At 69.6% G+C, this 22,250-nt stretch carries 18 protein-coding genes; 11 read left to right on the top strand and 7 right to left on the bottom strand.

Annotated features, from left to right (window positions below):
- Nucleotides 1-32 precede the first annotated feature (32 nt).
- Nucleotides 33-491 carry a LapA family protein gene (locus tag CGZ91_RS10805; protein ID WP_094455083.1) on the top strand — a complete coding sequence of 153 codons (459 nt, stop codon included), beginning with the start codon at nucleotides 33-35 and terminating at the stop codon, nucleotides 489-491.
- Between the two features lie 25 nt (nucleotides 492-516).
- Here the strand turns inward: CGZ91_RS10805 and CGZ91_RS10800 are convergent, their stop codons facing one another.
- A complete protein-coding gene (locus CGZ91_RS10800) occupies nucleotides 517-1,014 on the bottom strand; it encodes a MarR family winged helix-turn-helix transcriptional regulator (RefSeq protein WP_094450381.1) in 498 nt (165 codons plus the stop codon).
- Between the two features lie 124 nt (nucleotides 1,015-1,138).
- On the opposite strand from CGZ91_RS10800, the gene CGZ91_RS10795 reads away from it, so the two are divergent.
- The gene (locus CGZ91_RS10795; protein WP_094455081.1) at nucleotides 1,139-1,681 is read left to right on the top strand and encodes a YceI family protein; all 543 of its coding nucleotides are present in this window, start codon (nucleotides 1,139-1,141) and stop codon (nucleotides 1,679-1,681) included.
- A gap of 91 nt (nucleotides 1,682-1,772) precedes the next feature.
- On the opposite strand, the gene hemQ is transcribed toward CGZ91_RS10795, so the two are convergent.
- From hemQ to CGZ91_RS10780, 3 genes are read right to left on the bottom strand one after another with little or no spacing between them, the layout of a single operon-like run.
- The gene (hemQ, locus tag CGZ91_RS10790) at nucleotides 1,773-2,498 is read right to left on the bottom strand and encodes a hydrogen peroxide-dependent heme synthase (protein ID WP_094455079.1); all 726 of its coding nucleotides are present in this window, start codon (nucleotides 2,496-2,498) and stop codon (nucleotides 1,773-1,775) included.
- Between the two features lie 44 nt (nucleotides 2,499-2,542).
- The gene (locus CGZ91_RS10785; RefSeq protein ID WP_229116583.1) at nucleotides 2,543-3,751 is read right to left on the bottom strand and encodes a ferrochelatase; all 1,209 of its coding nucleotides are present in this window, start codon (nucleotides 3,749-3,751) and stop codon (nucleotides 2,543-2,545) included.
- Nucleotides 3,741-5,138 carry a glutamyl-tRNA reductase gene (locus CGZ91_RS10780; protein ID WP_179229326.1) on the bottom strand — a complete coding sequence of 466 codons (1,398 nt, stop codon included), beginning with the start codon at nucleotides 5,136-5,138 and terminating at the stop codon, nucleotides 3,741-3,743. Before CGZ91_RS10780 ends, CGZ91_RS10785 begins: the two co-directional genes overlap by 11 nt.
- 113 nt (nucleotides 5,139-5,251) lie before the next feature.
- Between CGZ91_RS10780 and hemE the strand changes: the two genes are divergently transcribed.
- The 8 genes from hemE to CGZ91_RS10740 all read left to right on the top strand — a co-directional run bounded on the left by hemE (nucleotide 5,252) and on the right by CGZ91_RS10740 (nucleotide 14,087).
- The gene (hemE, locus tag CGZ91_RS10775) at nucleotides 5,252-6,349 is read left to right on the top strand and encodes a uroporphyrinogen decarboxylase (RefSeq protein ID WP_229116582.1); all 1,098 of its coding nucleotides are present in this window, start codon (nucleotides 5,252-5,254) and stop codon (nucleotides 6,347-6,349) included.
- The gene (locus CGZ91_RS10770; protein WP_179229325.1) at nucleotides 6,346-7,755 is read left to right on the top strand and encodes a protoporphyrinogen/coproporphyrinogen oxidase; all 1,410 of its coding nucleotides are present in this window, start codon (nucleotides 6,346-6,348) and stop codon (nucleotides 7,753-7,755) included. Before hemE ends, CGZ91_RS10770 begins: the two co-directional genes overlap by 4 nt.
- Complete coding sequence (hemC, locus tag CGZ91_RS10765; RefSeq protein ID WP_094455073.1) at nucleotides 7,752-8,669, top strand: hydroxymethylbilane synthase; 918 nt, start codon at nucleotides 7,752-7,754, stop codon at nucleotides 8,667-8,669. Before CGZ91_RS10770 ends, hemC begins: the two co-directional genes overlap by 4 nt.
- Nucleotides 8,670-8,715: 46 nt before the next feature.
- On the top strand, nucleotides 8,716-9,447 hold the full coding sequence (locus CGZ91_RS10760) for a uroporphyrinogen-III synthase (protein ID WP_179229324.1): 732 nt from the start codon (nucleotides 8,716-8,718) through the stop codon (nucleotides 9,445-9,447).
- 30 nt (nucleotides 9,448-9,477) lie between these two features.
- Nucleotides 9,478-10,464, top strand: a complete 987-nt coding sequence (gene hemB / locus CGZ91_RS10755; RefSeq protein WP_094455069.1) for a porphobilinogen synthase — start codon at nucleotides 9,478-9,480, stop codon at nucleotides 10,462-10,464.
- Entirely contained in the window at nucleotides 10,461-11,807 is a 1,347-nt protein-coding gene (hemL, locus tag CGZ91_RS10750) for a glutamate-1-semialdehyde 2,1-aminomutase (RefSeq protein ID WP_229116581.1), read from the top strand. Before hemB ends, hemL begins: the two co-directional genes overlap by 4 nt.
- A gap of 324 nt (nucleotides 11,808-12,131) precedes the next feature.
- Nucleotides 12,132-13,262: a lipid II:glycine glycyltransferase FemX gene (locus CGZ91_RS10745; RefSeq protein ID WP_094455065.1), complete on the top strand. Its 1,131-nt coding sequence runs from the start codon at nucleotides 12,132-12,134 to the stop codon at nucleotides 13,260-13,262.
- A 21-nt stretch (nucleotides 13,263-13,283) separates the two neighbouring features.
- Entirely contained in the window at nucleotides 13,284-14,087 is an 804-nt protein-coding gene (locus CGZ91_RS10740; RefSeq protein ID WP_094450391.1) for a tyrosine-protein phosphatase, read from the top strand.
- Nucleotides 14,088-14,175: 88 nt separating this feature from the next.
- Here the strand turns inward: CGZ91_RS10740 and CGZ91_RS10735 are convergent, their stop codons facing one another.
- Nucleotides 14,176-15,213, bottom strand: coding sequence for an alanine racemase (locus tag CGZ91_RS10735; RefSeq protein WP_094455063.1), 1,038 nt, complete (start codon nucleotides 15,211-15,213; stop codon nucleotides 14,176-14,178).
- 170 nt (nucleotides 15,214-15,383) lie between these two features.
- Between CGZ91_RS10735 and CGZ91_RS10730 the strand changes: the two genes are divergently transcribed.
- Nucleotides 15,384-16,568: a glucuronyl esterase domain-containing protein gene (locus tag CGZ91_RS10730; RefSeq protein WP_094455061.1), complete on the top strand. Its 1,185-nt coding sequence runs from the start codon at nucleotides 15,384-15,386 to the stop codon at nucleotides 16,566-16,568.
- 180 nt (nucleotides 16,569-16,748) lie between these two features.
- Here the strand turns inward: CGZ91_RS10730 and CGZ91_RS10725 are convergent, their stop codons facing one another.
- A complete protein-coding gene (locus tag CGZ91_RS10725; RefSeq protein ID WP_094455059.1) occupies nucleotides 16,749-19,391 on the bottom strand; it encodes a YhgE/Pip domain-containing protein in 2,643 nt (880 codons plus the stop codon).
- Nucleotides 19,388-22,150, bottom strand: a complete 2,763-nt coding sequence (locus tag CGZ91_RS10720) for an MMPL family transporter (protein ID WP_094455057.1) — start codon at nucleotides 22,148-22,150, stop codon at nucleotides 19,388-19,390. The genes CGZ91_RS10725 and CGZ91_RS10720 overlap by 4 nt, the downstream gene beginning before the upstream one ends.
- Nucleotides 22,151-22,250: the final 100 nt, after the last annotated feature.

The raw sequence follows: 22,250 nt of genomic DNA, 5'->3' as shown, positions 1-22,250 counted from the left end.
CCGCAGTCCACGCCGAGCAAGGAGTCTGACGCATGGCCACCTCCCCGCAGCAGCCGTCGGCAGGCAAGCCGGAGACCACATCGCTGGGATCCAGCAGCCCGCAGGCGGGCACCACATTGCCAGCGCCCGGGTCGACCCCGCAGCCCGAGTCGGCGCCGGAGCCCCGCAAGCAGCGCTCGGACCAGGGCACCGTCGGCCCGTCGAAGGAGCAGCCGCCGGTGCAGACCGGCTACTCGCTGTCCGCCGCGACCTGGGTGGCGCTCATCATCGGGATGTTGCTGCTGATCCTGCTGCTGACCTTCATCGTCCAGAACAACGTGCCTGCCCAGTTCACCTTCATCACGCTGCACTTCGAGCTGCCGCTCGGTGTGGCGACACTGCTCGCCGCGATCCTCGGCGCGCTGATCATGGCCGTGGCCGGCACGATCCGGATGCTGGTGCTGCAGCGCCGCTACAAGAACAACGCCAAGGCCGACAAGAAGCGCCGCTGATCAGTCAGTCGGCTGAGCCCGACCGTCACTCGACCTCGTCGGCGACCTCTTCGAAGTTGGCCAGCATGCGATGCAGCACGTCGCCCACAGCGCGGAGGTCTTCGGGTCGCTGACCGTCGAAGAAGATCGATCGCACCAGGCGTACGTGGTCGGGTGCGGCGGACTGGATGCTGGACAGCCCCTCGGGCTTGAGGGTCACGAACGCACCCCGACCGTCGGTCAGGCACTCCTCGCGGGCGACCAGGTTGCGCTTCTCCATCCGGGTGAGGTGGTGCGACAGTCGACTGCGCTCCCACTGCAGCTCATCGGCCAGGGCGGCGATCCGGACCCGCGACTCGGGTGCCTCACTGAGCACCACCAACACCGAGAAGTCCGACAGCGACAGGTCGTGACGGCGCTGCAGGCTCCGGTTGATGCTCGCGTTGAGGCGGGCATTGAGGTTGAGCCAGTCGCGCCACAGGTGCTGCTCGTCGTCGGACAGCCAAGGTGTGGCAGAGTTCCGGGTGCTCAATGGGGAGGTCATGGAAGTAAATCCTAGCAGATGGTTGACATATCACCAGAATGCCCTAGGATGATCCGTGACACGTCACCATTGAGCGGCGTGACCCAGACCCGAGCGAGACCCACCAACCGCTGAGGAGCAAGACATGACCGATCTCACCACCATCGCCGGCACCTACGTCATCGACCCGAGCCACTCCGAGCTGAGCTTCACCGCTCGCCACGCCATGGTCACCAAGGTGCGCGGCACCTTCAACGACATCTCCGGCACCGCCACCACCGAGGCCAACCTGCAGAACGCGCGCATCGAGGTCAAGGTCGGCGTCGAGTCGATCAACACCCGCAGCGCCGACCGCGACGGCCACCTGAAGAGCGCCGACTTCTTCGACGTCGCGCAGTACCCGAACATCACCTTCGTCTCCACCGACGTGCAGGGCTCCGGCGACACCCTGACCGTGACCGGCAACCTGACCATCAAGGACGTCACCAAGCCCGTCACCATCGACTTCGAGGTCTCCGGCCCGGCCACCGACCCCTTCGGCAACGAGCGCATCGGCGCCGAGGGTGCCATCGAGGTCAACCGCAAGGACTTCGGTCTGACCTGGAACGCCGCCCTGGAGACCGGCGGCGTCCTCGTCTCGGAGAAGGTCAAGCTGGCCTTCGACGTGTCGCTGATCAAGCAGGCCTGATCCAGTTCCGGCCTCCCACCGGACCGCGACGAGCCCCACGGCAGTGCCGTGGGACTCGTGCCATTCCAGGCCGTTGACTCGCGTTGGCGGGTCAGGACAGGTCGGCGTACGACTGCAGCCACTGCACCAATGGCAGCCGCCGGCCCGCGAAGAAGGGCGTCTCCTCGCGTACGTGGCGGCGCGCCTCGGTGGCCCGCAGCTCGCGCATCAGGTCGACGATCCGGTGCATCTGCGGCGCCTCGAAGGCGAGCAGCCACTCGTAGTCGTTGAGGCCGAAGCAGGCCACGGTGTTGGCGCGCACATCGGCGTACCCCTTGGCTGCCAGGCCGTGGTCACGCAGCATGGTGCCGCGCTCGGCCGGGTCCAGCAGATACCAGTCGTAGGAGCGCACGAAGGGGTAGACACACAGGTAGTCCCCCGGCTCCTCGCCGGCCAGGAAGGCCGGCACGTGGGAGCGGTTGAACTCGGCGGGCCGGTGCAGCCCGATGGAGGACCAGACTGGCGCCAGCGCGCCGCCGAGCGGACCGAAGGTGAGCGAGCGGTACGCCTGCTGCACCGCCTCGACAGTCGGCCCGTGCCACCAGACCAGCAGGTCGGCCTCGGCCCGGAAGCCGGACACGTCATACCAGCCGCGCACCGTCACGCCGGCCTCGGCGAGCTCCTGCTCGACCATGGCCGCGACCTCCTCGGGCGTCTGGTCGGCCAGCTCGAACGGGGCGAGCGAGAACACCGCGTACTGGACGTAGCGGATCTCGTTGTTCAGGCGGGCAGTCTCGTCGGTGCTCGGCGTGGCGGAGGGCTGCGGGTGCTGGGACATCGATGCTCCTTGACTTGCGGGGGGTCGGTCGAGGGGGACGTGGGTCAAGCCGTCTGCTCGCACAGGGTCGGCCGGTCGGTCGGTTGGCCCGCGCGCGCCAGGCAACAGCCGGGGCGGCAGCGACTCGGCCACGCCGGCAGCTCGCCGACGACGGCAGGCTCGGGCGCGCTCGCGGCGCTCGTGGCCTGCTCAGCACGTGCCTCGGCTGCCCGTTCCAGGGCCAGATCCACCAGCCCGGACACAAAGGCGGGCTGCAGGCCGGCGGTGGCCGCACGAACCACCCGGATGCCGTGCTCGGTGGCGGTCTCGCGAGCCTCAGTGTCGAGGTCGAAAGCGACCTCCATGTGGTCGGAGACGAAGCCGATCGGGGCGAGCACCACCTCGCGTACGCCGGCGGCGGCCAGCTCGACCAGCCGGTCGTTGACGTCGGGTTCCAGCCACGGCGTGTGCGGGCTGCCGGAACGGGAACAGTAGGTCAGCTCCCAGCCACCGGGGACCGCGTCGGGATGTCGCTCGGCGAGCCGGGCGGTCGCGTCGCGGATCACCTCGGTCGCCAGCACCTCGTGCTGGCGGGTGTAGCCGGCACCCTCGGGCGCTTCGGCCGCGGATCCGTCCGCCATCGCATCGGGGATCGAGTGGGTCACGAAGACCACCAGCGGCGGCTCAGCACCGGGCACTGGTCGGGTCGCGACCAACTGTTGCAGGGCGGCAGCGAGCGTGAAGCCGTTGGCCTGCACGAAGCCCGGATGGTTGAAGTAGGGCCGCACCTTGTCTATCTGAAAGGCCTGGTCAATGTGCAGATCATCGGGCAGGTCAGCGACCGCCATGCCGAGGTCCTCGCGATACTGCCGACACGACGAATAGGAGCCGAAGGCGGAGGTCGTGATCGCCAGCACCCGACGGGCGCGGTCGGCGTACGCCTGCTGCAGCACGTCGGGCAGGAAGGGCTCGGAGTTGCGGTTGGACCAGACGACCGGGGTGGTGATCCCGCGGCGGCCCAGCTCAGCGCGCAGTTCGCGCAGCAGGCCACGGTTCTGGTCGTTGATCGGGCTGCGGCCGCCGAAGCCGAAGTAGTGTTCGCCGACCTCCTCGAGGCGGGAGTCGGGGATCCCGCGACCGGCAGTGACCCGACGCAGAAAGGGGACCACCTCCTCGGGTGCCTCCGGGCCGCCGAAGGACATCAGCAGGACGAGGTCATAGGGCGCGAGCGGCGCCTGGTCGGCCAGCACGGTTTCCACCTGTTCAGTTCCCACCTGTTCGCTCCCCACCTGCTCGTTCACGTTCCACCTGTTCCCAGTCCAGGCCCCAGGCCACCTCGCGTGGCGTCGCCAGCTCCGAATCGAGCCCGGTGACCATGCTCAGGGCAGCGGCGAAGTCCTCGCCGCGGCCCTCCCGTCCCGCCGCTCTGGCGAGCACGGTCGGCTCGTGCAACAGCGCCGCGGTCAGCCGTCGCAGCGCGTGCGCGGCGTCCTCGGCCGACACCTCCCCCGCCATCGGGAGTCGGGCCAGTTCGCCCTCCAGCAGCCGGGCCGCCTGACTGCGCAGGGCCACCACGACCGGGTCCATGCTGCGTTCGGCGCGGATCGCCTGCAGCTCGTCAATGCCCTCTTGGACGACCTGCTGGGCACGTTCCACCTCGCCCAGCGTCGCGGCGGGAGCGTGGCGGCGTACGGTCGCCAGATCGACCATGATCACCCCGGGCAACGCGGCCGCGTCGGCGTCGACGTCGCGACTGAGCGCCATGTCGACCACCACCAACGGGCCCACCGCGGTCCGCTCCGAGAGCGCCGGAGCAAGGATGTCGGCGGTGAGGGCCGGCGTGCCGGTGCCGCGGCAGCAGACCACCACGTCTGCGCGACGCAGCGCGGCAGCCAGGTCGTCGGCGACCGACAGCTGCGGCCCGACACCCTGGTGACTCTCGACGAAACCGGCGGCGCGCCCGGACGCCGACCACACCTCGACCTCGGTGACGCCGCGCTGCTGCAGTGCCCGCAGGGTGGTGCCGGCGTACGCCCCGGTGCCGACCAGCAAGCAGCGCGCGCCGCCCCACTGGTGCTCCGGGACGGCATCCTCCGCGGTCCACAACTGGCCGGCGTGGCGGGGGCAGCCGTGGCCGGCGCGGACCTGGGCCGCCAGGTCGAGGCCGACGGAGATGACCGAGCGTCCGGCCCGGTGCAGATCGGTCTCGACCAGCACCCGGCGGGCGGTCTTGAGCGCGCCCTGGAAGACCCGATGCAGTACGGCGGTGAGCTGGCCCGCCGCCTCAGCGGTGCGCAGCGCGCGTCGCACCTGTCCGGTGATCTCTCGTTCCCCGACCACCATCGAGGCAAGACCGCTCGTCATCTCGTAGAGGTGGAGTGCGACCTCATCGCCTTCGGCGGCGTTGAGCAGCTCGGCAACCTCGGCGGCGTGGACGCCGCTACTGCGGGCCACCGCCTGGTAGGCGGCTCGGACGGCCCGGATCGGTTCGTCGGTGTCGAGGGCGATCTCGAGGCGGTTGCAGGTGGCGACGACCACCGCGCCGTTGATGGTGGGCTCCTGCTGCAGCAGGGCAGGCAGGTCGTCGGCGCCGCTCGACAACCGCTCCACGTCGGCCAGGTCGAGCTGGCGATGGTCAGCGCACAGCAGGATCAAAGGCACGGGCGCCAGCGTACGTGCACCGACTGACAACTGGGCAGTCGATCGATGTGGCGTCGGTCACAACCGGGGCGCTGCCCCAGTTTCTGTCGGAGGGGGCTGGCAGACTGCTCCCTGTGTTCCAGCCTCGTCTTGTCCCACCCCTGCCGCCGCCCACCGCACCGCCGCTGTTGCGCGCCCTGGCCGGCGATCAACCAGACCGGCCCCCGATCTGGTTCATGCGGCAGGCTGGCCGGTCGCTCCCCGAATATCACCAGGTCCGCGGTGAGACCGCCATGTTGGACGCCTGCCTGCGGCCCGACATGGCCGCCGAACTGACGCTGCAGCCGGTACGCCGCCACCAGGTCGATGCCGCGATCTTCTTCTCCGACATCGTCGTCCCGCTGAAGCTGGCAGGGATCGACGTCCGCATCGAGCCGGGTGTGGGCCCGGTCTTCGGCGAGGCGATCTCGGACCGCAGCCAGCTGCGCAAGCTGACCTCGCGCCGACTCGAGGACGTCGCCCCGATCCAGGAAGCGATCCGGATCGCCAAGGCCGAGCTCGACACCATCGGTGACTTCGGCACCCCGTTGATCGGCTTCGCCGGCGGCCCCTTCACGCTGGCCGCCTATCTGATCGAGGGCAAGCCCTCGCGCGACCACCTCGCCGCGCGCACGATGATGTACGCCGACCGCGAGGCCTGGCACGAGCTGATGGACTGGGTCACCGAGTTGGGCGGCGACTTCCTGTCCGCCCAGGTCGATGCCGGCGCCGATGCGGTGCAGCTGTTCGACTCCTGGGCGGGCTCGAACCGGATGGAGGACTACCGGCAGTACGTGATGCCCTACTCCGAGCGGATCCTGGACCGGGTCCAGGGTCGGGTGCCGCGGATCCATTTCGGCACCAACACCGACCACTTCCTGGAGCTGATGATGGGCAGCGCCGAGGCGTTGGGGATGGACCATCGCGTTGACCTGCACTTCGGCACCACCCGGATCCGGGCGGCGTACGAGGAGCAGGGCATCACCCGTCCGGTCGTGGTGCAGGGCAACATCGACCCGGCCGCGTTGTTTGCCCCGTGGCCGCGGCTGCGCGCGCACGTGGACCATGTCATCAGGTGCGGCAGCCTGGCCCAGGGCCACGTGCTGAACCTGGGCCACGGCGTGCCGCCGCAGACCGACCCCGACGTCCTCACCCGACTGGTCGCCTACGTCCACGGGGAAGACGTGGCGTGAGCACCTCTGGCGTGCGCAGCGTCCGGGTCATCGGTGCGGGCATCGCCGGGCTGACGGTGGCGTACGCGCTGCAGCGCCGCGGCATCCAGGTCCGGGTGGTCGAGGCCACCGACCGGGTCGGCGGCGTGATTCGCTCGGCCCGGTTGACCGGCGCTGGCACCGACGTCCGGGTCGACACCGGGGCCGAGGCGTACGCGCTGCGCAGCCCGGTCGTGGCGGACCTGTGCGCCGAGCTGGGGTTGTCGACCGAATCACCGGCGGCGCCGACCTCGGTGTGGCGTTCGGGCGCCGGCCCACGCAATCACTCACTGGTCCGGATGCCGGCCGAGGCGATCATGGGGATCCCGGCCGATCCGCTCGATCCGGCCGTGGTGGCTGCGATCGGCGAGCCGGCCGCCCGCGATGCTGCCGCCCTGGATCGCCGTCCGGTGCGGGACCTGCCCGCCGACGTCGCCGGCGCGGTCACCGCCCGCTATGGCGCCGCGCTGCTGGACGGGCTGGTGCGCCCGATGGTCACGGCCATCCACCGCACCGCACCCGAGGACCTACCGCTGGATCGACTGTCACCCGGCCTGTACGCCGACACCCTCGCGTTGGGGTCGTTGGCAGCTGCGGTGTCCCGGCACCGGGCGCGGCAGCCCGCCGCCCTTAGCACCGTGACCGGCGGCCTGTGGCAGTTGCCCGAGGCGCTGTCAGCTGCGATCACCGATGCCGGCGGCGAGATCCTGCTGAGCACCACAGGCAACCTCACCGAGGGCGGCGCCGACGCTGAGGTCGTGGTGATCGCCACCGACGCGAGCTCGGCGGTGCAGCTGCTCGCGAACGTGGCCGACTCGGTGGCGTCTGACGCGGCCGCGTTGCTGGCCCCGGCAACAGCGGTACGTCACCTCAGCCTGCTGGTGACGGCGCCGGCACTGGACCAGCAGCCGTTCGGCAGCGGTGCACTGCTGGTGGGGCACGACGGCGTCGCTCCGACCGCGATCACTCATCTCAATGCCAAGTGGTCCGGCCTGCAGTTGCCGGCCGGTCAGCACGTGGTCCGGTTGTCCTACCGCGGCGACCGGGCCTCCCACGTCACCGTCGACGATGCCCTGGCAGCGCTGGCCGAGCTGCTGGGAGAACTCGGCAACGAGCAGCTGACCTTGATCGATTCCGACGTCACCAGCTGGACCGGGGAACGCCCACCGCTGTCTCCGGCCGCCAGCGGGCGACTCGGCGAGCTGGCGGCACCGCTGGCCGCGCGCGGCATCCACCTGGCCGGGCGCTGGGTCGCGGGCAACGGTCTGTTGCCGGTGGTCAGCCATGCGCTCCAGCTGGCGGACCGGATCGCCGACGCGCTCTCGCCCACTGGCCCGACCACGACATTCCCCACCTCCCCATCCCCGACCGAGACGAGGACACCATGACCGCACCGTGGCGGGTGGGCACCCGCGGCTCCGCCCTGGCCCTCACCCAGACCAAGCAGACCGCCGACCGCCTCGTCCGTCACCGTGACGGCGCGGCGTACGAACTGGTGACGATCCGCACCGAGGGTGACGTCTCGACGGCACCGCTGGCGAGCCTGGGCGGCACCGGCGTCTTCGCCGCCGCGCTGCGCCAGGCACTGTTGGCCGGCGAGGTGGACCTGGCGGTGCATTCCCTGAAGGACCTGCCGACCGCGCCGACGCCGGGGCTGCGACTTGCCGCCCATCCTCGCCGCGAGGACCCTCGCGATGCGCTGTGCTCGCGGGACGGGTTGCGGCTCGCCGACCTGCCGCACGGTGCCCGGGTCGGCACGGGGTCACCGCGCCGGGCCGCCCAGCTGCGTGCCCTGCGTCCTGATCTGACCGTCGTGGCGATCCGCGGCAATGTCGGCACCCGGCTGGCTCGGATCGAGCAGGACCTCGACGCGGTGGTGCTGGCCTGTGCCGGACTGCGTCGGCTCGGCCTCGACGACGCGATCAGCGAGGCGCTGCCGCCCGCCGTGATGTTGGGCGCCCCTGGCCAAGGAGCGTTGGCGGTCGAGGTACGCGAGGACCTCTCCGACCAGGACCTCCTGGCCGCCCTGGCGGCCCTCGACGACGCCGACACGCGGGCCTCGATCACCGCCGAACGGGCGCTGCTGGCCACGCTGGAAGCCGGCTGCAGCGCACCGGTCGGGGCGTACGCCGAGGTCCACGACGGCCGGCTCCACCTGGATGCCGCCGTGGTCGCGGTGGACGGCACTGACCAGTACCGCAGCCAGGCCAGCGGCAACGCCACCCCCGAGGGCGCCGCCGCACTGGGCAAGCTGGTCGCCGAAGAACTGCTGGGCCAGGGCGCCGACCAGCTGATCGGCTGATCATGGTCACCGCTGCATCGATCGTGATCGTTGGGCTGGTGCTGGGGTGAGCGCCACCGGCGTACGGGTGCTCGTTCCCCGACCCGCGGACGACCCGATCTGCGTGGCGGTCGCCGAGATTGCGACGGTCGAGGCGGTGCCGCTGACCCGGACCGTTTCCTCGCCCCAGCTGCAGGAATGGCTGGCAGCACCGGACTTGCTGGGTCACCACGAATGGGTGCTGCTGACGAGCCCGGCAGCCGTCCGACACACCGCCGCCAGCCTCGGCCCCGGCAGCCCTGCCCGCGCCAGCAAGCTCGGTGTGGTCGGCCCCGGCACGGCAGCAGCGGCACGGGCAGCTGGCCTGACGCCGACCGTGATCGGCGGCGGCACCGCCGCCGACCTGGCCGCTCGGTTGATCGCCGACCACCCGCCCACCTCGGTGCTGCTGCCACGCTCCGTGGCGGCCGCCCCGACCTTGCCCGATGCGCTGCGCGAGGCCGGCTGGCGGGTGACCGAGCTACCGGCGTACGCCCCCGAACCGATGCCATTGTCGCCACAGGTCCGCCGTCGCCTCACCGAGCCGTGGCCCGACGTGATCGTGGTGACCGCCGGTTCGACGGCCCGGGCAATGCTGGACCAGCTCGGCCAGCCACCGGTCACGACCGACCTGGTCAGCATCGGCGGCACGACCGCCGCGGACCTGACCGATCTGGGCCTGCCCGTCGCCGCCGTTGCCACCGAACCAACCCCGGCCGGCATCACCCACGCCGTGGCTCAGGTGGCGCGACTACCGTGAGAGCCTCCACCCCAGGATGAGGAGTCAGTCGTGAGCACCGTCCCCGAGCGCCGCCCCCGCCGGTTGCGCAGCAGCGCCGCCCTGCGCGAGTTGGTCACCGAGACCCGGGTCCACCCCAAGGACCTGATCCTGCCGGTCTTCCTCCGGGAAGGGATCAGCGAGCCGATCATGATCAGTTCCATGCCCGGCGTTCAGCAGCACACTCCGGACTCCCTGCGCCGCCTGGCGGTCCGGGCTGCGGAGTCCGGTATCGGCGGGCTGATGCTCTTTGCGGTGCCCGAGACCCACGACGCCACCGGTTCGGCGGCCGACGCCCCCGACGGCATCGGTCAGCGCGGCCTGCGACTGCTCGCCGAGGAGGTGGGCGAGGACCTGGTGATCGTCTCCGACCTGTGCCTGGACGAATACACCGGCCATGGTCATTGCGGCGTGCTGGCCACCGACGGCACCGTGGACAACGACGCCACCTTGGACCGCTACACCTCGATGGCGCTGGCCCAGGCCGAGGCCGGGGCGCACCTGCTGGGCCTGTCCGGGATGATGGACGGCCAGGTCGCCGCCTGCCGCGCCGCGCTCGACGCCGCGGGCCACACCCAGACCGGGATCCTGGCGTACGCCGCCAAGTACGCCAGCGCCTTCTACGGCCCCTTCCGCGAAGCAGTCGACTCCCAGCTCAAGGGCGATCGCCGCAGCTACCAACAGGACCCCGCCAACCGTCGCGAAGGCCTGCTGGAGGCAGAGCTCGACATCGCCGAGGGCGCCGATGTGATCATGGTCAAGCCGGGACTCGCCTACCTCGACGTGCTCAGCGATGTTGCGCAGGCGGCCCCGGTCCCGGTCGCCAGCTATCAGGTCTCCGGGGAGTACGCCATGGTCGAGGCGGCCGCGCTGCACGGCTGGATTGACCGGGACCGCGTCATCGACGAAACCCTCACCAGCATCAAGCGAGCCGGCGCCGACATCATCGCCACCTACTGGGCCCTGGAATGGGCCGGCCGTTGGAAGGACAGCCTGTGACCAACCCCACCACCAGCAACGAGTCCGTCTTTGACCGTGCCCGGGGCATCATCCCGGGCGGCGTCGACTCGCCGGTCCGGGCGTACGGCTCGGTCGGCGGCGTGCCGCCTTTCATCCACTCCGCCCAGGGCTACCTGGTCACCGACGTCGAGGGCCGGGAGTACGTCGATCTGGTCGGTTCCTGGGGTCCGGCGTTGCTGGGCCACGCCCACCCCGAGGTGATTGCCTCGGTCCAGGCCGCGGCCGCTCGAGGGTTGAGTTTCGGCGCCCCGACGGTGGCCGAGGTCGAGCTCGCCGAGGCGATCCGGGAGCGGGTGCCAGCCGCTGAACGGGTCCGGCTGGTCTCCACCGGCACCGAGGCGACGATGACAGCCGTACGCCTGGCGCGCGGCGCCGCCTCGCTTTCCGCCGGCCGAGATCGCAGCGTGATCATCAAGTTTGCCGGCTGCTACCACGGCCACGTCGACGCCCTGCTGGCCGAGGCCGGCTCGGGCCTGGCCACCTTCGGACTGCCCGGTTCGGCGGGGGTGCCGGCTGCAGTGACCGGCGAGACCATGGTGCTGCCCTACAACGACGTGGAGGCCGTTCGAGCGGCGTTCGCCGAGCACGGCGACCAGATCGCAGCCGTCATCACCGAGCCGGCCGCCGCCAACATGGGCGTGGTCGCCCCCGCACCCGGCTTCAACGCCGAACTGCGCCGCCTCACCAGCGAACATCAGGCCCTGCTGATCCTCGACGAGGTGCTGACCGGCTTTCGAGTCGGTCCGGCCGGCTGGTGGGGCTTGGAAGGCCGGCCCGAGGGGTGGGCGCCGGACCTGTTCACCTTCGGCAAGGTCATCGGCGGCGGGATGCCGCTGGCCGCGTTGGGCGGCCGCGCCGAGGTGATGGAGCTACTCGCGCCCGCCGGGCCGGTCTATCAGGCCGGCACGCTGTCGGGAAACCCGCTGGCCACCGCCGCCGGACTGGCGACGCTGCGGTTGGCGGACCAGCCGGCGTACGACGACATCGATGCCGCCGCCGCGCGGGTGGCCAGGGCCGCGACGACCGCCCTGCGCGAGGCCGGGGTGCCGCACACCCTCAACCACGCCGGGAGCCTTTTCTCGATTTTCCTCGGTGAAGGTCCGGCGAGCACCGGCGTACGCAACTATGCCCAGGCACAGACCCAGGACCCGCGGCTCTATCCGGTCTTCTTCCATGCGATGTTGGCTGCCGGGGTGGCGCTGCCGCCCAGCGGCTACGAAGCGTGGTTCTTGTCCGCAGCCCATGACGAACGGGCGTTGCAGCGGATCGAGGAGGCGCTGCCGGATGCGGCACGAGCGACCGCACAGGCACTGTCGGACTGAACTGCGACGCCCCGCGGATCATGCGCACCCGCGGCACGGTACGACTGAGTCCTGCAACCGGTGGCGCGCAACCGGTGCCAAGCTTGGTCCAGCGAGCGGAATTGCTTGTACGGGCGGGAGTACCGGCGCTTGCGCTACGCCAGATATCGGATAGATTCTTTCGCGCTGACCCCCGGTTGTCATCCGCATTCGCCCGGCCCCCCTTATTACCCGGCGACGTGCGTCGATCCCCCATCCGACCGGGGGTCAGCCCTGTCCTGGGGAGTTGCCGCCGCACGGCTGCGTTGCGGAATCCGCGGCGGCCGCTGGGCTAGGGTCAGAGCCGTGACGATCACTGTGCGCAGCATCACCGCGGCGGAGCACCTCGGCTTCCTCGCCGACCAGACGATCACCGAGGGCAACGGCACGACCAGCTTCCTGCAGACGCCGGCCTGGGCGAAGGTCAAGGCCGACTGGCGGGGCGAGTCGATCGGCTTCGTCGACGGCGACACCCTGGTCGGCGTCGGGCTGATCCTCTACCGCTCGATCCCGCGGACCAAGCTCTCGCTGGCGTACCTGCCCGAGGGGCCGGTGTTGGACTGGGGTGGCGACCGGGTCGAGGAGTGCCTGACCGCGCTCAAGCGCCACTGTCGCAAGAAAGGGGCCTTCGGCGTACGCATCGGTCCCACGCTGGTCCATCGCCGCTGGTCGGCCGAGACCATCAAGGCCGGCATCGCCGACGAGTCCGTCGACCGACTCAGCAATGCAACGCCGGATGTGGACAATCTCGCGGCCGCCCGGCTGGTCCACTCCCTCAATCGGCTCGGCTGGAAGGAACAGCGGGTCGATGAAGGCTTCGGCGCCGGCCAGCCCCGCTTCAACTTCTGGCTGCCGATCGGCGGCCGCAGCGAGGACGAAATCCTCGCCGGGATGAACCAGCTGTGGCGCCGCAACATCAAGAAGGCCGGCAAGCTCGGCGTCGAGGTACGCCAAGGGGATCGCGGCGACCTGGCGCGATTCCACGAGCTCTATCAGGAGACAGCCGAACGCGATCACTTCACCGGCCGGCCACTGGCGTACTTCGAAACCATGTGGGACGCGCTGCGCGCCGAGGACCCCGACCGGATCCGGCTCTATCTGGCCGAGCACGAGGGTGATCTGGTGGCAGCGACCACGTGGGTCCGCGTCGAGAAGCACTGCTGGTATTCCTACGGGGCGTCCTCGACCGCCAAGCGTGAAGTACGCGGGTCGAACGCGATCCAGTGGCAGATGATCCGCGATGCGAAGGCTGCCGGCGCCGAGGTGTACGACATGCGCGGCATCACCGAGGGGCTCACCGAGGCCAACTCCGAGCTGGGCCTGATCCAGTTCAAGGTCGGCACCGGCGGACAGGCCGTCGAATACCTCGGCGAGTGGGATCTGCCGATCAACCCGATCCTCCACAAGGCCTTCCAGCTCTATCTCAAGCGCCGCTGAGGCGGGGCCTAAGCTAACAGCATGCCGCAATGGATTGAACTCGAAGGCCTCAGCAATCTGCGCGACGTGGGCGGTACGCCACTCGTCTCCGGGGGCGAAGTCCGCTCCGGCCAGCTGTTGCGCTCGGACAACCTGCAGGACCTCACCGCCGACGACATCGCCCAGCTGCGCGAGCTGGGGCTACGGGACGTGATCGACCTGCGTTCGGCGTTCGAACGCCACCATGTCGGCATCAGCCCGCTGGTCGACGAGGACGGCATGACGGTGCATCCGCTGTCCTACCTCAACGAGGTCGGGCTGGAAGGTGTCACCAATCTCGACGAGGCCGCGGAACTCATCGGCAACGCGCTGCCCTTCCAGCCGCGCGGTTCGGTGCCGGTGACCGATCCGGTGGTCAGCACCTACCTCGGCTTCCTGGCCGACCGGCCGGCCGAGGTGCTCACCGCGCTGCGCATCATTGCGCACGGCGAGGGCGCCACTCTGGTGCATTGCGCCGCTGGCAAGGACCGCACCGGCGTGACCATCGCGCTGGCGCTGCTGCTGGTCGGTGCTGACCCGGACGCCGTTGTCGCCGACTACGCCCTCAGCAGTGAGCGGGTGCCCGCGGTGGTGGAGCGGATGATGCGCAATCCCATCTATGGCAAGGGTCTGGCCGGCCGGCCGATGGATTCACACCTGACCCGGCCGGAGACGATGCAGGCCTTCATCGACTACATCGAAGCCGAGTACGGTCCGGTCTCCGAGGGCGGCCTGGCACAGATGATGGCGGGCATGGGCTGGACCGAGGAGGACCAGGCGGCGCTGGAGGCACGACTGGTCGGCTGAGCCGACATGCGCCTGCACAACGACAGCCCGCTGTCGTTGCGGGTGCCAGACCCGTCGTTGTTGCGCTGTGAGCCGGGTGACGTGCCCGTCAGCGTTCGAGGGTCTGGTCCACCGACGCGGTGGTCAGGCGCACTTCGACCGGCACCTCGTCACCGACGGCCGGTGGCTCCACGTCACCGGGCAGGAAGACCAGCGAGGACTGCATGTGGGGCGGCTCGACAAACCAGCGCTTCTTGCCGGCAATCGTGTACGGGCTCAGCGCGCGGCCCAGCGCCTCCAGGCCACCGGTCGCGGCTGCCACGGCCCGGCCGCGTACGTTCTTGCCGGGGCTGGGCGCCGCCAGCCCAACACCGTTGGCGGTGCCACCGGCAACCACGACGATCCAGCCATCGCCGGGCACCTTGTGCTGCCAGTAACCGGCCCGCGAGCCGCGGCGTACCGGATGGACATCGAGCACGGTCGCGGTGGTGCGTAGCGCCTCTCGTTGCCCCAGCCACAGCGCAGTGCCGACCCGCAGCAGCGGTTCGAAACCATGCTCATGGCTCAGGTCGACGGCCTGCGCCCAGTCCAGGTGGGAATACCAGACCGGAGCCCGGCGTACGCCGATCGCCTGGGCGGTCAGCTCCTTGGCTTCGGCGAGGGTGTCCCCCATCGGCAGGTGAATGGTCCAGCCCTCGAAGGTGACCAGGTCGAACCATTCGGCCAGCCCGGGCAGGTTGTCGGCCTTGATGCCGTGGCGGAGCATCGAGGTCTGCACCTCGATCAGCATCCGCGGCCGCAGGTCGTCACCCAAATTGGTGAGGACATCCAGGTCGGCCAGCCGCGAAACGGTCAGGATGATGCGGGGGTCGCGTGCCAGGCGTACGGCTTCGTGGTCGTCGGGACGCCAGGGCGTCAGCACCACGATGTCGCCGGAGAAGTGCTCCCGGACCTGGTCGACCTCCGAGGGCAGCCCAACCGCGAGCCGGGGTGCCCCGATTCGCTCGGCCTCCCGGGCCAGCCGCGCCAGCCCGAAACCGTAGCCGTTGCCCTTCGCGACGGGGACGACGCCCGGCACCCGATCGGCGTAGCGATCGAGGTGGCTGCGCCACTGGTCGGCCTGAATGTTCAGGGTGACTCCGCTCATGCGGTCAGGCTATCGCGCGGGCGTGGTCGCGATCGGTACCTGAGGGCAATCCCCGGGCATTCTCACGGGGTTGCGTGCCGGGCAGGATGGTCGGCGTAAGCATCAGCAAGGATGACGGCACCGCCGCTCCGCTAGCATCCGGGGCAAGCTCTCAGGAACAGGATTCATCGATGACCGTTCAGGCTGACCCCGTCGCATGGCCCGACACCCTCCCGACCTGGCAGGCCGAGCGCGCCGCCGTTGCCGAACGGTGGGCGAGCCAGATCTATGGCCACCAACCCACCGTCGAGGCCGCCGCGACCACCGAACTGTTGACCGAGACTGCGTTGCCTGATGGCGGCGTACGCCGGCAGGTCGCTCTGCACCTGGCTGCCCAGCCGGAGCACGGCGACCCGGCCCGGTGGTCCGCGGTGTTGTTGGTGGACCTGCCTGCCGGGGCCTCGGCCGAGCAGCCGGCGCCAGCCTTTCTGGGCCACAACTTCAAGGGCAACCACGCCTGTACCGATGACCCGCAGGTGTGGCGGATCGAGGAGCACCCCCGCGAGAAGGTCGGCCAGATCTTCTACGAGGCTGGCGAGCCCAGCAAGCGCGGCGAGAACGCCCGGCGCTGGGACCTCGATGCGGCCCGGGCGCGGGGTTATGCAGTAGTCACACTCTGCTACCGCCAGGTCGGTCCCGACGATGCGACCACCTTCGAGCAAGGCCTCTATCCCGTGGTTGCCGAGGGCGGGCTCCACAACCGCGACATGGAGGCGCCCGGTGCGATCAGCTTGTGGGCCTGGGTGCTGAGCCGGGTGCTGGACGAGATCGGGCACGGCCCGCTCGCCGAGATCGACCCTTCGCGGGTGTGCGCGGTGGGTCATTCCCGGTTGGGGAAGACGGCTCTGTGGGCCAGCGCCTGCGACGAGCGGTTCGCCGCGGCAATCTCCAACAACTCCGGTGCTCTGGGCGCCGCGCTGAGCCGCCCCGTCGGCGAGACAGCGTTGGTGCTGGCCCACGTTCGGCCTTACTGGTTCGGTCGGCACTTCTCCAATGTGGTCAGCGCCGGTCGGCCGCTGGAGCTGGACCAGCCCTTACTGATCGCGTTGAGCGCACCGCGGCCGATCTATGTGTCCAGCGCCACCGAGGACCTGTGGGCCGACCCCGAAGGCGAGTTGGCAAGCCTGGCTGAGGCCTCCCGGGTCTGGCAGTGGTACGGCGATGCGGGGATCAGCAATGCCTTCCCCGAACCGAACGGTCGGCTCCATCCTGACGGGAGCGTGCTGGCCTACCACCTGAGGGAGGGCAAGCACGACGTGCAGCCCTTCGACTGGGCCAATTGGCTCGATTGGGCCGACCGCACCTGGGGCCGCTGACGGCGGACGCCGCAGGAAGAGCCTGCCCGAGCGGGGCGCTTCTGTTCGGATCTGCGCGCATGGCGTGCAGTCGATTGGTTGAGGCCCCCTCATTCGGGCCGCCGCACGCAGCGACTGCACGTCTTGCGCGCCACCTCACCCGGCAAGGGGACCGAGCCGCCGCTGGGGCGCGATTGTTGGTCAGATACCGACCCGGCTCAGATCGCCGGGCGACAGCTGGCGCTTGCGCTGGATCGCCAGCCAGGAGCCGGCCACCCCCAGAATCATCCAACCGATTGAGCCGAGGATCGCGACCGGGAGGCCCGAGCCTGAGGTCATCGCGGCCCGGAGCGCCTCCAGCGCCGGATCGAAGGGCAACATCGGGGCCAGCCCGTGGAAGAATCCTGGCGCGGACGCCGTCAGCGCCGCACCGACGCCGACCACTGCGATCGCCACCGCGATCGCGGTCCCCCAGCCGCCCAACAGGCTGCTGAGCGCCCGGTTGACGGTCACGTAGGTCACGCTCGCCAGCAGCGACACCAGCACCACGCCCATCGCCTGAAGCGGCGTCACGTCAATGGCGAAGACCGCGATCGTCCCGACCAGCAGCGCCTGCACGGCGCCGATCAGCAGCCCCGGCCGCAGCGACTGCCACAGCAGCGCGCCGTTGCTCAGGTTGGAGGTGAGCAGATCTCGCTCACTGCGACCCAGTCGTGCGGTGACCATGGCACCCAGCCACAGCCCCAGCGCGACCAGCAGCGACGCCCAACCGGCGCCGATCTGGGCACCGGCGTCGCCGTCCCGGTTCACCGGTGAGGCGACGACCTTGGTCAGGGTCTCCCGGTCCGCGTCGGAGTAGGTCGGGATCGCGTCGATACCTTCCTCCAGGCCTTCGGCGAACTGACGGTTGCCGTCGGCGATCTGGTCCGCGCCGCTCCGCAGCTCCTGGATCCCGACCACAAACTGGTCCACCCCGTCGACGGACTGGTTGACGCCCTCGACGTACTGCCCGACACCATCGGTGTAGGTCCGCAGCCCGGTGCTGAGCTCGGTGCCACCAGTGGCGGTCTGACTGATGCCCTGGGACAGGGTGGTCATCCCGGTGGCCAACACCTGACCGCCGGCGTTGAGCTGCGACGAACCGGACGCCGCCTGGTCGGCGCCGTCGGCCAGCTGGTCCAAGCCGTTGGCGAGCTCGGTGCCGCCGGTACGCAGCGGCTCCGATCCTGCGCTCAGCTCGCTGGCGCCACCCGACAGTTCCTCGGCACCGGTGGCGAGCCCCTCGGCACCGGTGAGCAGCTGCTGCTGGGCGGCCTGGAGCTGTTCCATGCCAGCGGCGATCTCGGCCGGATCGATCTCGATCTCGCCCATCCCGGCGAGCATGCCGGAGAACTGGCGAGCGCCGGCCGCGATCTCGCGCAGGCCGGTGATGGCGGTGCTGAGCTGCTCGTCCACCCCGGCGGCCAGCTCGGTGACCCGCTCCAGCAGCGCATCCAGCTCGGCCAGGTCGGCATCGGCGAGCATGTCGACGACCAGCTGGGCGTTGGCGCGGGCGCCGTACTCGAAACCGGCGCAGCCGGCCTCGCCGAGCTCCTCGCGGACGGCCGCCGGGCAGGCGACCTCCCCGGAACCGTCGGCAATGCCCTGCTGCTGGGCGATCAGTGCCCGCAACTCATCACCCGCACCCTCGAGCTCCTGCGGCAGTCCGTCCAACTGCCCGGACAGCTGCTCCAGCTGATCGGCGGCAATGTCGGCCCGGTCGGCGAGCTGGTTCAGCCCGATCGCGAGCTGTTCGCCGTTGACCGCGAACTCATCCAGCCCCTCCAGCATCGCCGCGATCTCCTCCAGCGGGATCGCCTCATTGGTCTGCTGGAAATAGAGATCCAACCCCTGCTGGAACTCGCGGGCACCCCCGGCGTACGCCTCCAGTCCGGTGCTGAGCTGGTCAACACCGCCGGTGTACGCCGTGACGCCCTGGTTGTACTGAGCCGCACCATCGGCGCTGGCGCGCGTGCCCTGCGCCAGCTGCTGCATCCCGCTGTCGAGCTGCTGGATGCCGTCGGCCAACTGCTGCCCCTGGGCCGGGAGCCCCGCCGTCCCGTCGGCCAGCTGCTGCAGGCCCTGGGAGAGCTGGTCGGCGCCGTCGGCGAGCTCGCTGCCACCGGTGGTGAGTTGCTCACCGGGAGCGCGGAGTTGGCCCATGCCCTCGGCGAGCTGCTGAGCGCCTTCGTCGAGTTCACCGACACCGCCGGCCAACTGTTCCGAACCGTCGGCGAGCTGTCGGGCCGCGTCGACGGAGTCGCCCATCTGGTCGCCCATGTCGTTGAAGCCGATGAAGATGTTGTCGAGGAAGTCCTCGGTGAGGAACTGGTTGAACGCAACGGTCGCCTCGTCGGCAAGGTTCCGGGCGATCAGCCCGTCCGCAACTCCGGCCAGCGGCGACACGGTCAGTTCCATGGTGGCCTGGCGCGCATCCTCAGCCGGGCCACTGAAGGACAATGCAGACTCGGAGAAGTCCGGCGGGATGATGACCATCGCGGCATAGCGTCCGGCCTCCAGACCGTCGCGTGCCTCCTCCTCGGTCACCATCTCCCAGCTGACCTGGTCATCGGGTCGGCCGTCAACCAGGTTGGCGGTCAGCTGCCGGCCCAGCGGCACCGGCTGCCCGTCGATCTCAGCGCCCTCGTCGAGGTTGACGACGGCGGCCTGAACATTGCTGAGCCGGTCGCCGGCACCCCAGGTCGCCCACAGCATGCCGCCGGCCACTAGCACAGGCACCAGCAGCAGCACGAGCGCCTTCTGGAGGCTGGTGCCGAGAAAAGTGGTCAGGGAATTGCTGGTCATGCGTGTGCTCCTTCACGCGGCGCGGCAGTGGAGTCGAGCTGACTGGAGTTGGTGTCGGGTGGGGTCTGGTCGGGTCCGGGACCGAGGTCGATCACCGAATATCCCTGCGGCAGCAGAGCGGCGGCATCGGACTCCTCCTGGACCCCCAAGATCAGGGCGCTGCGACCAAGCTGACTGGCGTACGCCGCGATGGCCTGGCGGTGGCTGGAGGGCGCGATGTCGACCCCGTTGATGATGACCAGCGGCGCCTGCATGCTGGCGGCCCGACTGAGCTGGCGTGGCAGTTCCGCGTCGGCCGCGTCGAGCAGGGTGACCGCCCGGCGTACCTTGTGGGGCTGACTCGCAAGTAAGAAACCGGCGACCTTGGCCTCCCCCTCGTTGGCCCTGAGACGGCCCGAGACTGCCAGCAGCAGCGCCAGCCGCGGTTCCGGATCGGCGCGGACCACCAACACCTCGCCCGGCTGCAGGGCCAGGTCGACGTTGCGGAACCAGGTGGTGGTGTCGTCGCTGACCGACAGGCCGCGGGTGTAGAGGATGTGGGTGTCGCCGGGGGCGGGCCAATCCGCCATCGCGACCTGGTGTTCGATCGCCTCGCCCTCGACGTCGAAGTGCGGCATCCGCTTCTCGAGCCAGGTCGGCGTCCACCAAGCCCATTGGCCGAGCAGCTGCATCACCGCTGGGACCAAGGTCATTCGGACGATGAAAGCGTCGACCGCCACGCCGACAGCGAGCGCAAAGGCGACCTGCTTGATCGCGCCCATGCCCTCAGGGACGAAGAAGGCGAAGACGGCGAACATGATCACCGCGGCAGCGGTGACCACCTTGGCGGAGCGTGTGAAGCCGTCGTGGACGGCCTTGCGGGCCCGATCCTTGGGCTCTCCTCGGCCGTGCACATACTCCTCGCGCATCCGCGCCACCAAGAACACCTCGTAGTCCATCGCGAGGCCAAACAGCAGCGCCATCGCGATGATGGGCAGGAAGGAGATCACCGCGGCGCCTTCGTGGATGTTGATCAGCTCGCCGCCGATGCCCTTGTTGAAAACCAAGGTGACCGCGCCGAAGGCGGCGCCGACCGACAGCAGATAACCCAGGGCAGCCTTGATTGGGACGATGATCGATCGCATCACGATGGTCAACAGGATCAAGGTCAGTCCGACCACGAAGATCCCGAAGGGCAGCAGCGCCTCGCCGAGCTGCGTGGAGACGTCCAAGGCGATCGCGGTGAAGCCGGTGACGGCCGTGGCGACCCCGTAGCGCTCCTGCCACTGTTGTTCGTGCTCCCGCAGCGCCAACACCAAATCATTGGTCCGCTCATCGTCGGGCCCAGTGGTGGGGACGACTTGCACGATGCCGGTGTCCGCGTTCATGTTGGGGGTGGCGAGCGGCACTTCCTGCACGCCGGGCAGCTGCTCGATCTCGGACTTGAGGTCCTCCATCACCCCCAATGGATCGTCGCTGTTGACGAGCTCCACGCTCACCACGAGCATGCCATTCCAACCGACGCCGAAGTGATCGCTGATGAGGTCCCAGGCCTGCCGATCCTCGTTCTCCGTCGAGGCCTGGCCGGCGTTCGGCAGCGCCAGCTGCAGGTCCTTGCCCTGGTAACTCAGTGTCCCGAGGGCGACCAGCACGATCACAACGGTGACCAGCGGCCATTTGGTGACGGCGCGGACCCAGCGGCTCCGCACGGACTTGTGAGGATCCTTCGGTGCCGCGTTCTTCTTGGCCTTGCGGGGCTTGGGCCGCAGTCGCTCCCCGGCCAGCCCCAGCATGGCGGGCAACAGGGTGATGGCCAGCAGCACCGCGAAGGCCACCGCCACAGCGGCGAAGATGCCCATCACGGTGAGGAACGGGATGCCGGCGACCGACAGCCCCAGCAAAGCGATCAGGTTGGTGACCCCGGCGAAGACGACTGCCGACCCCGCGGTGCCGACGGCGCGGCCGATGGATTCCTCGACCGGCATGCCCTCACTCAGCTGATCTCGGTGCCGGGACAGGATGAACAAGGCGTAGTCGATACCGACCGCCAAGCCCAGCATCACCGCCAGCATTGGGGTGGTGGAGTTGACCGGCAGAATCGCGGTGGTCAGCAGGATCATCGATACCGCGGCGCCGACGCCGAGGATCGCCATCACCAACGGCATCCCCGCAGCCAGCAGCGACCCGAGGGTGATGACGAGCACGACCAAGGCGACACCGAGGCCGACGACTTCAACGATACTGAGCTTAGGCACCTGGGTGGAGAAGGCATCACCTCCCATGCGTACGGTCGCCCCCGGCACCTCCGCCTCAACGTCCTTGGAGAGCTGGAAGAGCTCATCTCGGTTCGCGTCGGTCAGTTCGGTGCCCTGGACCGACAGGGTGAGGTTGGCCATCCCAGCCCGGTTGTCTTCGGAGATCGCCCCGGCGGCTAACTCGTCCCAGGGCAACAGCACAGTGTCGACATACTCAAGCTCGTCCTGAGCTTGGTCGAGTCGGTCGGCGACTGCCTGCCGCAACTGCGGATCGTCCATGGTTTGTCCCTCGGGAGCCACGATGACCATGGTCACCCGGGTGCCTTGTACCTCGGGGAAGGTCATACCGAGCTGGTCGAAGGCCTCTTGGGAGGAGCTACCGGGGACCTCGAAGCCGTCGTCAAAGGGCTGCATCACTGCGACGCCGACACCGGCGAGCACCCCCACCAAGATGAGGACTGCGGCAAGGACCCGGCCGCCGCGCTGGGCACACCAACGGGCGAGGTCATTGAGATAGGACGACACGGACACTCCTGCCACAAACCGAGGTCAAGGGGATACGGGGCTGCATCCGATACGCGATCGTATCCGATACACCTCTGTATCCAAAACCGCTAGAGTGATG

This window comes from Parenemella sanctibonifatiensis, from assembly GCF_002250565.1.
Taxonomy (GTDB): Bacteria; Actinomycetota; Actinomycetes; order Propionibacteriales; family Propionibacteriaceae; genus Parenemella; species Parenemella sanctibonifatiensis.
This window is presented reverse-complemented; position numbering and strand designations above follow the sequence as displayed.